The following is a 15,629-nucleotide window of genomic DNA, read 5'->3' as shown; positions in this document are numbered from 1 at the left end:
ACTTAGTGTTCTTTTTCGATCCTCAGAACTTGCTTTTCGAAACTCAGTCTCCGATTTTAATAACTCTGCATCCTTTTTCGGAACTCAGCACGCATTATTACGGACTCCACACTCATCCGAACTCAGCACCTGTTATTCCAGACTCAATCCATTATTCCGGACTCTGCACGCATTTTCAGAACTTATCTTCTACTCTTAATCAGCTTTCAACCTATTCCCTATTATAACCAAAAAAGCACCCTAAAAAGAGAGATTCTCTTGATAGGGTGCTTACCTTCTGTTATGCGTTTTGCATCGGCAGAACATGGCAAGCGGAAATTCTCGATTCTTCAAAAAGTTCAGCTGCGACCTGCTTAATATCGTTTATTTGAATCGACTCCAGAACATTCAGTACAGTAAACAGATCCATGTCATTAAACCGATAACGGGTAAATTGGTTCGCAATAAACTCTGGTGAATTCATCGCCCGTAAAAAACCGCCGATTTTCTTTTTCTTCGATCGGTTTAAGGCTTCCTCTGTTAAGTTAACACCGGATTTGGCTTGCAGCAGAATATCAGTCAGTGCCTTCCGCAATGCTTCGGCATCTTTTGTATCGCTTCCAACCAGCGCGAAGCCATAACCCCGTTCATGTGAATAATCATAAGAAAAAGAATCATCAATCAATCCTTGCTCATACAAGCTCTTGTAATTTTCACTGCTCTTTCCAAACAGCATATCCATTAAAACCTGGACTGTTTGTTCGTGTTTTTGCAGCGCTTCTCCCGTAATCTCAGTCTTCAAATCCTTAATGCCAACCATGCATTTTTCAGATTGGACATTCATATGAAGTACCTTTACTTCCTCTGCCACCGAATCGGGCTCCTCGTCAAACTGTCTTTGAATCGGCGGCAATTCCTTGTATTCTTTTTTTGCCTGGTTGTTTTTAATCAGCTCAAGTGTCTGATTCGGGTCAACTGGGCCAACTACAAATAACAGCATATTAGAAGGATGATAGAAGGTTTCGTAGCATTCATATAAATCATCCTTGGTGATCTTAGCAATAGACTCCACTGTTCCGGCAATATCGAGCTTCACCGGATGATTGTGATACATGCTTTCAATTGCTCCAAAATATAAACGCCAGTCCGGATTATCATCGTACATCGTAATCTCTTGCCCGATTATGCCCTTTTCTTTCTCAACCGTTTCTTCTGAAAAATAGGGTTCCTGGACAAAATCAATTAACGTTTCGAGATTTTGCTCCACATTACTTGTGCTTGAAAACAAATAGGCTGTTCGAGTAAACGTTGTGAACGCGTTGGCAGATGCCCCTTGCTTGCTAAATTGCTGGAAGACATCGCCATCTTCTTTTTCAAACATTTTATGCTCTAAGAAATGGGCAATCCCATCAGGAACCTTTCGGAACTCTTCTTTTCCATGCGGGACAAAATGATTATCAATTGAACCATAGTTCGTTGTAAAGGTCGCATAGGTTTTATTAAACCCTGGTTTTGGGAGAATGTAGACATCAAGCCCATTGTCAAGCTTTTCATAATATAGCTCTTCTTGGAGCTGTTGAAACGGTATTTTCTCCATCTACGCTTGCTCCTTTCCGGTTAAAAAATAGATCGTATCAAGTTCCAGCTTTTTCGCTGTGTTGACAATTTGTTCCTTTGATACTTGATCTGTTTTTTCTAACCAATCATTTAATAAAACGGTTTGTTTTGCGACCACATTGTGATAAAGTACCTCGATCATTCCCCGCGGTGTATCAATCGTCTCAAGCATTTGATTACGGATCACTGCTTTTGTCTGCTCGATTTCCTGATCAGAAAAATCGCCGTCTTGCATGGCTTTAACTTGTTCTTTGACAATCGAAACCGTCTGATCATAGTTTTTCATATCTATACCTGTCATGATTAATAATAAACCCTTATGGCTTTCAAGCCGGCTCGCAGCATAGTAAGCAAGGCTTGCTTTTTCACGGACATTAATGAAAAGCTTAGAATGAGAAAAGCCTCCTAGCAGCCCGTTCATAACCTGAAGTGCGTAGTAATCCTCGTCTCCATAAAATATATGAGTCCGGTAGCCAATATTGAGTTTCCCCTGTTTGACATTTTGAGGCTCCTTGACCTCTTTGACTTCTTTGCGGTCGGTACTATCCCGTCTATTGATTAATTGAGGTGCCCGATTTGAAAACTGAAGCCACTTCCCGGCAAATTCTTGTACCCGTTCAACCTCGACATCTCCGACAACAAATAAATCTAGTTCATCTTCCGTAAACGCCTTCACATAATACTGATATAAAGAACTTGGGGTAATTGCATCAACATCTTCTTTAAACCCGTTTAAAGGAAGCGAATATGGTTCATCCTTACACATTTCTTCGACTAATCGGACTCCGGCATAACGCATTTTATCATCATAGACGGCTTCAATCCGCTGCTTTAAAGTCCGTTTTTCCTGCTCAACGGTTTGCTTGTCAAATGCATCATTTGTAACAAGCGGTTTTAATAAAATTTCTGAAAGCAATTCAAATGCCTTCTCAAGAAGGGGGGTTTGATCCTTTAAAAACTTTTCATTGGCGATATCGATTGAAAAGGTAATCACATGGTACTCGCCCTTTTTGGCTAAATCGACATAAAGACTCGTACCGTATAGCTCATCTAGATAGGATCTTAGTTTAGTGGTCGTCGGGTATTTTTGAGTACTGGCCTGCAAAACATAAGGTAAAAGAGCCCGAATTGTAATATCCTCCCGTCTTAGAGGAGCTTTCATTTTAAAAACTAATGTATTCGTTTTAAATTGGTCCGCTTTCACTACATGTAAGCGAAATCCTTTGCCTTCCAAGATCTCTTCATGTAAGACTGACATTCATTAACCTCCTGTCCTTCCACTCATCGTATCATTCAAAAATAGTGTAAGAAATTTGTAACTATACTATACATCTTTGGCCAAACCTGAAACAAGTATCTGGAATGGGAGGATAAGATTGGATGTTCACCTTTTCAAAGTTTAAACCAGCAATGTCCTTCATAAGGGGGATGACGGACACTTTTTATGAGCAAAAAAGTCAGTCATAAAGACAATGATGGACTTTTTTCGAGTTTTGACCAGCAGAAATGTCCTTTATAAAGGGGATGATGGACTTTTTTAAAGTTAGCTCCAGCAGAAGTGTCCTTCATAAAGGGGATGATAGACTTTTTTCAAGTTTAGACCAGCAGAAATGTCCTTCATAAAAGGGGATGATGGACTTTTTTTGAGTTTTGAACAACAGAAATGTTCTTCATAAAGAGGATGATGGACTTTTTTAAAGTTAGCTCCAGCAGAAGTGTCCTTCATAAAGGGGATGATAGACTTTTTTTGAGTTTTGAACAACAGAAATGTTCTTCATAAAGAGGATGATGGACATTTTTAAAGTTTACTCCAGCAGAAATGTCCTTCATAAAGGGGGATGATGGACATTTTTCAGGTTTGCACCAGAAGAAATGTTCTCTCTTTGGCTCAATCTTTTTATCTGAACTTATACACTTCAACAAACTCAATAAAAAAAGGCCAACTCCCAAAAAATCAAGAGTTAACCTTTTCATTCAGCAAACCTTAACGTTTTCCTTTAATATAAGGCACATTTAAAGCTTTTGGACCTTCGTATCGGCCAATGAATCCGGCCAAGGCGATGATCGTTAGTACATATGGTGCAATCAGCAGGATGACAGATGGAATATTTTCGATATAAGGGAGCGATGGCCCTACTCTGCTTAAAGACTGGGCAAAACCAAAGAAAATTGCCGCCCCAGCTGCACCGATTGGGTGCCATTTTCCGAATATCATGGCGGCAATTGCCATAAAGCCTTGTCCGGTAATCGTTGCGTGACTGAAGTCATGAGAGATTGTTTCCGCAAAAACCGCTCCCCCAAGACCTCCTAAAAGACCGCTTAAAAAGACCGCCAAATATCGCATTCTTGTTACATTAATTCCCATCGTATCAGCTGCCATTGGGTGTTCTCCTACAGCTCTCAGGCGAAGACCAAATGGAGTGTAGTATACGACAATCCAAACCAAGATAGCTAGTCCAATAGCAATGAAGGATGTCCAATATACTTTCGTAAAGAACAAATCTCCAATAATCGGAATATCACTTAAAAATGGTATGTTCGTTGAGTAGAATGGATCACTAATCCGATCCGTTTGCCCTTTTCCAAACACACTTTTAATATAAAAGAGACCAATCCCAAGTGCTAATAGGTTAATTGCGACCCCGCTGATGACTTGGTCTGCACGGAATGTGATGGAAGCAAGGGCATGTAATAGAGAAAATACTCCCCCAACAGCCATCCCGACTAAAAGAGCAATCCATTTTGTTTGATCACCAAACACATCATAAAACGTTAAATTAAATACAATGGCTGCAAAAGCGCCGATAATCATCAGACCTTCCAGCCCGATATTTACAACACCTGCACGTTCTGATAAAACACCGCCAATTGCTGTAAGAATAAGTGGGGCAGCCAAAACCATCATACTTGGAAAGATAATTTCTAGGGCTTGCATGAAACTCACTTATTCCACCTCCTTCTTACGGCGATTAAATAACCATTTAATTAAATAGCTGGATCCTACAAAGAATATAATCAACGCAACGATTATATCAACAAGTTCAGTTGGCACCATTGCATTCATTTGCATCGTTAAGGCACCATTGTTCAAGCCCCCAAACAGGAGAGCGGCAATGACAACACCGATGGCCGTATTACCGCCAAGCAAGGCTACGGCAATCCCGTCAAAACCAATGCCCGTAAACGCTGATTGAACAAAGGCATAGTTAAAGGTACCAAGACCCTCCATAGCTCCTGCGAGACCCGCAAGTCCTCCCGATATCACCATGGATAGGACAATATTGCGATTGACATTCATCCCAGCATATTGGGACGCATGCTGGTTAAAACCAACTGCTTTAAGCTCGTACCCTTTTGCTGTTTTCTCTAAAAGGTACCACACAAAAAACGCTCCGGCTAATGCAATTAAAATTCCCCAGTGCAATCTTGAATAATACGTTAATTCCTGTAAAAACGGAGAACTTAATGAAGCTGATGCTGGGATATATTCGGTTGAATCACTATTATCTGCTAATACAGTCCGGATAAAAGCGTTTGTAGCATGTAATGCAATATAGTTCATCATGATCGTTACGACAACCTCGGATATCCGATATTTTGCCTTTAATATCCCCGGCAAAAACGCCCAGATCGCCCCTGCCAAGGCTGCGACGATAATCGTTAATGGCAAATGAATTAATTTAGGCAGGCCATCAAAGGTTAGACCGCACCAGATAGCTGCCACCCATCCTACTAAAAGCTGACCTTCCACCCCGATATTAAAGAGTCCGGTCCGGAATGCAAATGCAACAGCTAATCCTGAAAATACATAAGGAGTCATTTGACGAATCGTTTCCCCAATGTAATACAGATCGCCAAATGATCCATACCAAAGAGCCAAGTAAGCAGAAATTGGATTATATCCAGTCGCTACCATTATGATCGCCCCGGCAATAAGTCCAATGATAACAGACGTTACCGGAATCGCAATTAGCGTGAAATTCTTTTTATTTGTCTTGCCCTTATTACTCATGCTATTGTTCACCTGCCTTACTTTTGCTTCCTGCCATTAACAATCCTAGTTCTTGTTCGGATGTTTGTTTAGGATCGACAATTGCTATAATACTGCCTTCATAAATTACAGCGATTCGGTCACTAACATTCATAATTTCATCTAATTCAAAAGAAATGAGAAGAACCGCTTTATCTGTATTTCTTTGCTCAATTAAACGCTGATGGATGAACTCAATCGCGCCTACATCCAACCCGCGTGTTGGCTGAGCAGCAATCAACAGATCTGGATTTCGGTCCACTTCACGTCCAATAATCGCCTTTTGCTGATTTCCTCCGGAAAGAGCACGTGCAGGCGTATAAGCAGAAGGAGTTCTTACATCAAACTCTTCAATCAGCTGATTGGCTTTTTCATAAATCGCTTTAAAGTCAAGAATGCCTTTTTTCGAAAAAGGGGGCTGGTAATAGGTTTGCAAAACCATATTTTCTCCAATGGAGTAGTCTAACACTAGTCCATGCTTGTGACGGTCTTGCGGGATATGTCCTACACCAGACTCTGTAATTTTTCTTGGCTTTAAATTATCGATTCGTTTTCCGTTCAAGGTAATGGTACCTGATTCTACCTTGCGTAAACCTGTAATAGCTTCGATTAATTCCGTTTGTCCATTGCCGTCTACACCCGCAATCCCCACAATTTCCCCGGCTCTTACATCAAGGGATAGCTGATTTACTGCATTAAAACCGCGGGAATCCTTTACAACTAACTTTTCAACCGAAAGAACAACATCTTTTGGCTGTGCATCCTTCTTTTCCGTTTTAAAGACAATATCACGGCCAACCATTAAACTCGCCAATTCATTAGGATTGGTTTCGGAAACATTTAAAGTACCAATACCCACTCCTTTTCGGATAACCGTAACCCGATCACATACAGACATAATTTCTTTGAGCTTGTGTGTAATGAGTATAATGGACTTACCTTCTTTAATCAGATTTTTCATGATTTGAATAAGATCCGTAATTTCTTGTGGTGTCAAAACAGCTGTCGGTTCGTCAAAAATGAGAATTTCTGCGCCTCGGTATAACGTTTTTAGAATTTCTACCCTTTGCTGCATCCCAACTGAAATATCTGAAATCTTGGCATCTGGATCAACCTTTAATCCGTACTGCTCCGAAATTTCTTTTACCTTTTTTCTCGCATATTTTTTATTATTAAAAGCTTTGCCGACAGTCGGCTCATTTCCTAAAATAATATTTTCTGTAACCGTAAAATCCTCAACAAGCATAAAGTGCTGATGAACCATTCCGATTCCTAAATCGTTTGCCACATTTGGGCTTGTTATATCCACTTTTTGCCCCCGAACACGGATTTCGCCTTGTTCCGGCTGATATAGTCCGAATAACACATTCATTAATGTGGATTTACCCGCACCATTTTCCCCTAGCAATGCATGGATCTCTCCTGGTTTGACTTGGAGTGTTACATTATCATTTGCAACAATGCCAGGAAACTCTTTCCGAATATTGAGCATTTCAATAATATACTCCACTTAGTTTCACTCCTCCGTATTATTGTTCATTCCTATCTATTGGATTGTGAAATTTTTATTACTCAAATCAAAGGTCTTTATCCTCTAAATAAAAGCCTTTGATCAAAGTAATAAGAGGTCTTTATTCAGAAGAAAAGGCCGGTAATCCGGCCCTTTCCCAATTACAATTCAAAGTTATTGAATTCCTCTTCTGTTGCTGGAACCGTGATTTCTCCATCACGGATTTTTTGTTCCCATTCCTTAACAGCTGCAAGAACATCTTCAGTTAGATTGTCTTGAGTTTCAGAAATTCCAATACCATTTTCCTCAAGTCCGTATTCTACGATTTCTCCGCCAGGGAATTCACCATTCATTGTTCTTTCAGCAACGTCTTTCACAGCTACGTCCACACGTTTAACCATTGAAGTTAATGTTACGTTAACAGTTTCACCATTATCCAGTGTTAATTCACCTTCAGGCGCTTGGTCTTTATCGACTCCAATTACCCAAATTTCACGTTCAGGGTCATTGATTTTAATGTCTTTTGCAGTTGTAAATACGCCGTTTCCAGTTGCCCCAGAAGCATGATAAATAATGTCAATTCCAGAACCGTACATCGCAGAAGCAATGGAAATACCTTGGTCAGGCTTGTCAAATGCACCAGCATAGTTCACTTCAACTGTTGCATCTGGGTTAACCGCTTTTACCCCAGCACGGAAACCATATTCAAATTTTTTAATAAGATCACTCTCAACTCCGCCTACAAAACCGATTTTGTTTGTTTTTGTAGTTAAACCTGCTACAACTCCAACAAGGAATGAACCTTGGTGCTCTTTAAATACGATACTTGCGACATTGTCAGCTTCAACAACACTGTCCACAATCGCAAATTGGCTTTCAGGATTTTGTTCTGCTACTTTTGCAACGTCATTTGCAAGAAGGAAGCCAATACCGTAAATTAAATCAAATTTACCGCGAACTAGTGTATTTAAGTTCGTTGCATAGTCTGCATTGCCTTTAGATTGAAGATAGTGGTAACCATTTGTACCCTGTTCAAGTCCATGTTCTGCACCGAATGCCTGAAGCCCTTCCCAAGCAGATTGGTTAAAAGATTTGTCATCAACACCACCGACATCAGTTACCATAGCTACTGTGAAATCGCCGGCATGATTAGCACCGCCGCCTTCATTATTGCCGCCAGCACCTTCTCCACCTTCTTGTCCAGCGTTACCGCAGGCAGAAAGGAATGTTGCTAAGGCTAAAACAAGTGAAAGGATAAAACCAAACTTAAGTTTTTTCATTGTTTAAAAACCCCCTTTAATTTTTCCATTGTCTTATTTCCAATGATCTACTGCTTCTTTAAGTTGTTTATGCCTCCATATAAATCACGGCGGCGAACAACTTGGAAACGAAAAGCATCGGCTCTAAAGTAATTGACAGAATAAAGGACTGGTCTCTCTTCTTCGTCATAATGAAGCTGCTTTAATAAAAGCAATGCAATTTCAGGCTCACAATTTAAGAGAGGAGAAATCTTTTCATGATAACCCACAGGTTCAATTTCAGACACTGCATAGGCAATCCTGCATTTCGCTTTTTCCTCTATTAAATTAAAAATTGAATCCTGATTAAGAGCAAATGGTTCCTTTAAGATGTATTTTGGGATTTTATCCAGACAATATACAATGGGTTCTCCATTTGCTGTCAGCACTCTTTCAACTAGCAACAGTTCATCCTGATCTGTGATCATAAAACGATTTTTGTCTTCTTCTGTCGAGCCAATTTCACTAGAATTTAAAAAAATAGTTCCAGGACGGAGACCGGCATTTCTAATCATACTAGTAACACTATGCAGCTCTTCAATCCCTGAATTGAGCAAGGGCTTTGGAGCAACGAATGTACCGACTCCATGTCTTCGGATAATGAAGTTTTCTTCCTCTAACACACGAAGAGCCTCCCTGAGTGTTGCACGACTGACTCCTAAATCTTTTGCCAGGTCAAACTCGGAAGGTAAGCGCTCCTTTTCTCGATATGTACCTTCTGCAATACGTTTTTTTAGCCTATCAATCACCTGTAAATGAAGGTGCCGCTGATCGGGCTTTACTGACATAGTGCCCCTCCGCTATAACTATTTTTTAAATTCAAAGTTCTACTAATCGAAAATAATATAACATACTTATTACCTATAAATAAATAGGATATTTAAAAAATTGTCGAATAAAAGAAAATGAGCAAAAGTAAAAAATATTAATAAATTGGGGTTTTGGCATTAAAAGAATCGGCTGTCTGAGTTAGGTATTAAGCCATATTTCTGCCCTTTCCAGAAACAATGGTGCCTAGTGCCAATTATTCCGACAGCCGAACTATTTTACGAAGGCGTTGCCTCATCGTTCGTTTTTGATACCAATACAGCACGCGGTTTACTCCCTTCGTAAGGACCGACAATACCACGAACTTCCATTTCATCAATTAAGCGGGCTGCCCGCGTATAGCCTATCCGAAACCGTCTTTGCAGCATAGATACAGAAGCTGTTTGCATTTCAACCACTAAATCAACCGCGTCTTCATAAAGCTCATCATCAACATCTTCGTGCTCTTCGACAATATCCTCTGGAATCATGTCTTCATTGTATTGCGCTTTTTGTTGAGAAATGACGAAATCAACTACTTCCTCTACTTCCTCATCAGACATAAATGCCCCTTGAATCCGGGTCGGTTTGGCTGCACCAACAGGAAGAAAAAGCATGTCCCCGCGTCCTAATAATTTTTCTGCTCCACCCATATCTAAGATCGTTCTAGAATCTGTTTGTGATGATACAGCAAAAGCAATTCTTGACGGGATATTGGCTTTGATGACTCCTGTGATAACGTCAACAGACGGCCGCTGAGTCGCTATAATCAAATGAATTCCTGCAGCACGGGCCATTTGTGCCAGTCTCGTAATCGAATCCTCTACATCATTGGAGGCAACCATCATTAAGTCCGCCAACTCGTCCACAAGCACGACAATATAAGGAAGCAATGGCTGTTTTTCTTCTCTGTCAGCATTTTGCTTTTTGACGAGCTCATTATACCCTTCGATATTTCTTGTACCGGTGTGTGAGAATAATTCGTAGCGTCTTTCCATTTCACTTATGACCTTTTTCAGGGCTTGCGATGCTTTTTTGGCATCAGTAACAACCGGAGCCAATAGATGCGGGATTCCATTGTAGACATTTAGCTCGACCATTTTTGGGTCAATCATCATTAACTTGACTTCATGCGGTTTCGCCCTCATTAATATACTCGTAATGATCCCGTTAATACAGACACTCTTTCCTGACCCGGTCGCGCCTGCCACTAACAGATGCGGCATTTTATTTAATTCTGCATATACGGCTTCCCCTGTAATATCCCGGCCCAGTGCTATCAATAATTTCGATTCAGGTTTGATATGAATCGTCGCATCTAAGACCTCCCTCAAACTAACCATCGCCACTTCAGAATTAGGAACTTCAATTCCAATCGCAGACTTTCCTGGGATTGGAGCTTCAATTCGGATATCTTTTGCCGCGAGTGCCAGCGCTAAATCATCAGATAAATTAACAATTTTACTTACCTTTACCCCGATATCAGGATGGACTTCATATTTCGTGACAGCCGGACCAATATGTACTTGGGTGACTTTAGCTTTAACGCCAAAGCTTTGAAATGTTCTTTCAAGCTTAGCAGCATTGGCATGAACAAATTCATATTCTCCGCTTTGATCAGACTGTTTTGGCATTTGCAATAAATGCAGGGGCGGAAGCTGATAGTCTTTATTTTCAACTTCTGTAAATTGAATCGCGGGACCTTCTTGTTCATCAGCTAAATCAGCCTCATGATGTTTTGTTTTCTTCTCGTTTCCTGCGGCAGCATTAATTTTTTGATGATGTTTATAGGCTCTTTCCGCAAAATTAGAAATAATCGGCTCTTCTCTCGTTTCTTGTAAATGATCTTCGTGTTCATCCAATGGATCAATTATCTCCATTTGTTCTTGCATACTTTGGCGCTGTTCTTTCTTTTCTCTTCTTTTTTCTTTGTATTGCGCGATGTCACTTCTAAATGTAGACCATTGCTTCTTGAAGAACTGGCTGGTTCTTTCGATACCTTTTCCAAATAAATCACCGAAAGTTTTGCCGGTTAATAAGGCTAGTCCTATCAAAATGACGATATAGGCTACAATTTTAGTCCCTAAGTCCTCTACGAGAAAATAGGAAAAAGCAAAGAGGAAGGCTCCAATCATTCCTCCGCCCAAATCATGGGTAGACGTTTCGCCATTTACATCAAGCCAGAACAGCTCCCATGTATTAGCAATGACACTTGGTTGTTCGAGATTGTTTTCTGAAATAAGTAACTCAAACAAAGTAACATGACTTAATAAAAGCAGAGAACAGGTTATTAAATAGACTCCAAGCAGCCTTCTCCCAAAAAGATAAGGCCATTCTCGTTTCCACATAAAATAAAAGCTTAATGATATGGAGGCTAATAACAATAATATGTACCATTCACCAAAGAAAAAGCGAAAAACAAAAATAATCGCATTTCCGATGACGCCCAATTCTAATGCGGCCACGATCGTTAAAGCCAACAAAATAAGGGCTGCAATTTCAAATTGTATCGTTCGTTTTATATCCTTTCTTTGAGAGCTTCTGCGTTTTTTCTTTTTAGACATTTTCTTCACCTATTCCCTTAAAGCTTACCAACTGTCATGGGTAAAGAAGCAGCCAATTATTGGCTGCTTCTTAGATGTTTATTATATCATAGTTGTACTCGCTTGCGGAAAAAACGATATTTTTGTACCAGGACAGCAATCTTCTCTTAAAAAATGATTAGGGTCACTGCTGACTATTTTAACTATTCGAAATGAATAGTCTTCTTCCTGCTCCACTAACACAGGAATTCCATTATATTGGATTAATTTTTGTTTGCTGTATGCAGCTTCATTGGACGGATAAATATGTTCATGCGGCACAATTGTATATAAAATCATTGAACGAGCCCTTCTTCCTTTTGATTCTTCTTCATCTCAATCAATTCATTTAATTTTTCTAATGCAGAACCTACACCGCCAGCCGCATCAATCAAACCATATTCAACCGCTTCCCTCCCTACTACATTTGTTCCGATATCACGAGTTAAGTTGCCTTTGGCAAACATTAAATCTTTAAATTTTTCTTCTGTTATATTTGAGTGCCGTGTAACGAAACTAACGACTCTCTCTTGCATTTTATCGAGATATTCAAAGGTTTGCGGTACACCGATGACGAGTCCAGTTAAGCGGACCGGATGGATTGTCATCGTAGCCGTTTCAGCGATAAAACTGTAATTACAGGCTACTGCAATCGGAACGCCAATAGAATGCCCGCCTCCCAATACAAGGGAAACGGTTGGTTTGGAAAGGGAAGCCAGCATTTCTGCAATCGCAAGACCCGCTTCAACATCTCCGCCTACTGTATTTAAAATGACCAGCAATCCCTCAATTTTTGGATTTTGTTCAATGGCAACAATTTGCGGAATAATATGTTCGTATTTCGTCGTTTTATTTTGCGGCGGAAGCTGCATATGTCCTTCAATTTGGCCGACAATCGTCAGGCAATGGATATTTGTATCTTGCGCCATGGTTGGAACATTGGTTTGTCCAAGCTGCTGAATTTTATCAATTAATCCTGATGACTTCTGATCGTCCTTTTGATCCTCCCGCTCTTCCTGATCATTAGAGTACATAAAAAATCCCCTTTCATCAAAGGCTTTAACAATAGTATGGACGTACTGGAAAAATTCATTCTTCCAAAGCCAACCTTTCATGAAAAGGGGAAAAATCCGGAATATAAAATTAAATCTCCATAATAATAGGAAGGATCATAGGTCTTCTTTTAGTTTGCTCAAATAAAAAGGAATGGAGCTGGTCACGAATATTCTGTTTTAATAATGTCCAATCGATGGACCCAGCGTCCTGTAAAATATTTTCTACAATTTCCCGAACTTTGGCTGATGAATCTTCCATCAGTTTTTCAGATTCTCTTACATATACAAAGCCGCGGGAAATAATTTCAGGACCTGATACAATGGTTCTTTTTACTTTATTGATCGTTACCACCACAATAAAGATTCCATCCTGCGATAAAAGCTTGCGGTCCCTTAACACAATATTGCCGATATCGCCAACTCCGCTTCCGTCAATTAAAACATTTCCGGCTGTTACTTTTTCTACTTGTTCCATCCCTTTTTCACTAATCTCTATCACATCACCGCGGTCAGGAATCACAATGTTTTCACTTGCAATTCCTAATTCTCTAGCCAAATTTGCATGAGCAAAAAGAGATTTGAACTCTCCATGCACCGGAATAAAATATTGAGGCTGCATCAGATTCAGCATTAGCTTTAAATCTTCCTGACTGCCGTGGCCGTCCCCATGCAAAAGCTTGTGCGAAGAACGAACCGTCGCTCCAGCTCTGCTTAAAACATCCATTGTTTTAAATAAGAAAACCTCACCGCCCATAGGAACATGGGTTGAAAGCAGAACAGTATCACCAGCTTGAATTTGCAGGGTACGATTTTGACCGGAAGCGATTTTTTGTAATGTCTCAAATAGATCTCCATGAGTGCCTGTTACTAAAAACACAAGCTCGTAATCGGCATATTCACTTATTTCGGATGGTTCGATTACACACTCGTCATTTAATTCCAAATACCCTAAACTTATGGCCGGATCTAATTTGGATTTTACATTCTTGCCTAAAATCACAACTTTGCGGTTATTCTCAGCAGCTGCATCCAAAACTTGCTGAATCCGAATTAAATCCGAAATATAACAGCCCACCACGATTCTTCCATCTGCCGTCTGAAAAGTATGTGACATTTCTTTATATAAAAAGGAATCAGGCGTGGTATACCCTGGAGTTTCAGCCTGCATACTGTCCGAAAGCAGACAAAGGACTCCCTTTTCGCCGATTTGCGCCATTTTGCCTAAGTCACTTTGATAAGCTTTCGATGCGGATTGATCAAATTTAAAGTCTCCTGTATACACAACTGTTCCTAACGAAGTATAAATGCAGATTCCAACAGAATCAGGAATCGTATGATTGGTTTTAAAAAAGGAAACCGAAACGCTATCAAATCTTAAGGTTTTTTTAGGATTAATTTCAAAAAATTTATGGGTTCCTTTTATGCCAATCTCTTTTATTAGTGCTTTGACGTAAGCAAGAGTCAGTTTCGTCCCATAGACGGGAGCCTTTACATATCTCAATAAGTATGGAAGCGCCCCAATATGGTCCTCGTGCCCATGTGATAGTAGAATTGCTTTCACCCGATCCTGATTTTCAATTATGTAATTCATATCAGGGATGACGATATCAATCCCGAACATTTCCGTTTCTGGCAGCATGATCCCGGCGTCCAAGATGAAAAGCTGATCCTGGACCTCAACGACCATCATATTTTTCCCGACTTCTCCTACTCCACCAAGTGGAATAATTCGAATATTTTCTGTTTGCGATGTCAAATTTTGCTCCTCCTAAGTCGTAATAACTACCTTATTCCTTTTATTATAAAAGGAGAACAATGATTCCTACAACGATATACCCAAATTATATGTACAAAAAAACCACCAAAAATATGGTGGTTTCAGAGCGCCTGCATAACCTTCATTAAAGAAACTCTCTCGTTCTCTGATAACGGGACTAAAGGTAAACGAACCGAACCTACATCTAATCCCCTAATCTGTAAAGCCGTTTTAATCGGAGCCGGACTCGGAGCTTTAAAAATTTCTTTCATGAAAGGCAATAGCTTTTGATGGAGTTTGGCAGCCCCTTGCGTATTTCCTGATACAAAAAGCTGAATCATCTCTTGCATTTCATTACCTATCACATGAGAGGCAACAGAGACAACACCTGCTCCGCCCACTGCAAGAGCTGGAAGAGTTAACCCATCTTCACCACTATATAAATAGAAATCATCAGGTGTATTCGCAATTACTTCTGTCATGGCATCTAAGCTCCCGCCCGCTTCTTTAAGCGCAACCACATTTGGGATCTCGGCAAGTCTGATGACAGTCTCCGGATCCATATTCGCTACTGTGCGGCTTGGAACATTATAGAGCATGACTGGTAAGGAAGTTCCTTCTGCAATTGTTTTAAAATGCTGATAGATTCCTTGCTGACTGGGTTTGTTGTAGTATGGAACAACTAACAGGCATCCATCTACACCTTCAGCTTCTGCCCTTTTCGTTAGCTCAAGAGATGCATAGGTGTTATTAGAACCTGTTCCCGCAATAACAGGGATACGTTTATTCACTACTTTTACGACATGACGAAAAAGGGCAACCTTTTCTTCCGTCGTTAAAGTAGCAGATTCTCCAGTTGTTCCAGCTACTACTAAAGAATCCGTGCCGCTGGCTATTAAATACTCTATCAATTGGGATGTTTTTCCAAAATCGATGTTTCCTCTTTTATCAAATGGCGTTACCATTGCAGTAGAAACCCTACCAAATAAAGCCAT

12 protein-coding genes are annotated in these 15,629 nt (G+C 40.1%); all 12 read right to left on the bottom strand.

Annotated features, from left to right (window positions below; genetic code table 11):
- Positions 1–280: 280 nt before the first annotated feature.
- The 12 genes from yfmH to dapA all read right to left on the bottom strand — a co-directional run bounded on the left by yfmH (position 281) and on the right by dapA (position 15,629).
- Complete coding sequence (gene yfmH, locus MLE14_RS01440) at positions 281–1,576, bottom strand: EF-P 5-aminopentanol modification-associated protein YfmH (RefSeq protein WP_243296481.1); 1,296 nt, start codon at positions 1,574–1,576, stop codon at positions 281–283.
- Positions 1,577–2,854: an EF-P 5-aminopentanol modification-associated protein YfmF gene (yfmF, locus tag MLE14_RS01435; protein WP_243296480.1), complete on the bottom strand. Its 1,278-nt coding sequence runs from the start codon at positions 2,852–2,854 to the stop codon at positions 1,577–1,579.
- Positions 2,855–3,580: 726 nt separating this feature from the next.
- Positions 3,581–4,531 carry an ABC transporter permease gene (locus tag MLE14_RS01430; RefSeq protein WP_279326164.1) on the bottom strand — a complete coding sequence of 317 codons (951 nt, stop codon included), beginning with the start codon at positions 4,529–4,531 and terminating at the stop codon, positions 3,581–3,583.
- A 9-nt stretch (positions 4,532–4,540) separates the two neighbouring features.
- Complete coding sequence (locus tag MLE14_RS01425; protein ID WP_243296478.1) at positions 4,541–5,608, bottom strand: ABC transporter permease; 1,068 nt, start codon at positions 5,606–5,608, stop codon at positions 4,541–4,543.
- Between the two features lies 1 nt (position 5,609).
- Positions 5,610–7,136, bottom strand: a complete 1,527-nt coding sequence (locus MLE14_RS01420; RefSeq protein ID WP_243296474.1) for an ABC transporter ATP-binding protein — start codon at positions 7,134–7,136, stop codon at positions 5,610–5,612.
- 161 nt (positions 7,137–7,297) lie between these two features.
- Complete coding sequence (locus MLE14_RS01415) at positions 7,298–8,416, bottom strand: BMP family lipoprotein (RefSeq protein WP_243296472.1); 1,119 nt, start codon at positions 8,414–8,416, stop codon at positions 7,298–7,300.
- Positions 8,417–8,463: 47 nt separating this feature from the next.
- Positions 8,464–9,222: a GntR family transcriptional regulator gene (locus MLE14_RS01410; protein WP_243296471.1), complete on the bottom strand. Its 759-nt coding sequence runs from the start codon at positions 9,220–9,222 to the stop codon at positions 8,464–8,466.
- Between the two features lie 258 nt (positions 9,223–9,480).
- A complete protein-coding gene (locus MLE14_RS01405) occupies positions 9,481–11,805 on the bottom strand; it encodes a DNA translocase FtsK (RefSeq protein ID WP_243296469.1) in 2,325 nt (774 codons plus the stop codon).
- A gap of 81 nt (positions 11,806–11,886) precedes the next feature.
- Entirely contained in the window at positions 11,887–12,123 is a 237-nt protein-coding gene (locus MLE14_RS01400; protein WP_243296463.1) for a YlzJ-like family protein, read from the bottom strand.
- On the bottom strand, positions 12,120–12,857 hold the full coding sequence (locus MLE14_RS01395) for a ClpP family protease (protein WP_243296462.1): 738 nt from the start codon (positions 12,855–12,857) through the stop codon (positions 12,120–12,122). The genes MLE14_RS01400 and MLE14_RS01395 overlap by 4 nt, the downstream gene beginning before the upstream one ends.
- 109 nt (positions 12,858–12,966) lie before the next feature.
- Positions 12,967–14,634, bottom strand: coding sequence for a ribonuclease J (locus MLE14_RS01390; protein WP_243296456.1), 1,668 nt, complete (start codon positions 14,632–14,634; stop codon positions 12,967–12,969).
- 122 nt (positions 14,635–14,756) lie between these two features.
- Positions 14,757–15,629: a 4-hydroxy-tetrahydrodipicolinate synthase gene (dapA, locus tag MLE14_RS01385; RefSeq protein ID WP_243296454.1), complete on the bottom strand. Its 873-nt coding sequence runs from the start codon at positions 15,627–15,629 to the stop codon at positions 14,757–14,759.

This window comes from Bacillus litorisediminis, from assembly GCF_022808645.1.
In the GTDB taxonomy this organism is placed as follows: domain Bacteria; phylum Bacillota; class Bacilli; order Bacillales; family JC228; genus Bacillus_BF; species Bacillus_BF litorisediminis.
The sequence above is the reverse complement of the archived record's forward strand: the minus strand, read 5'-3'. Positions and strand labels throughout refer to the sequence as shown.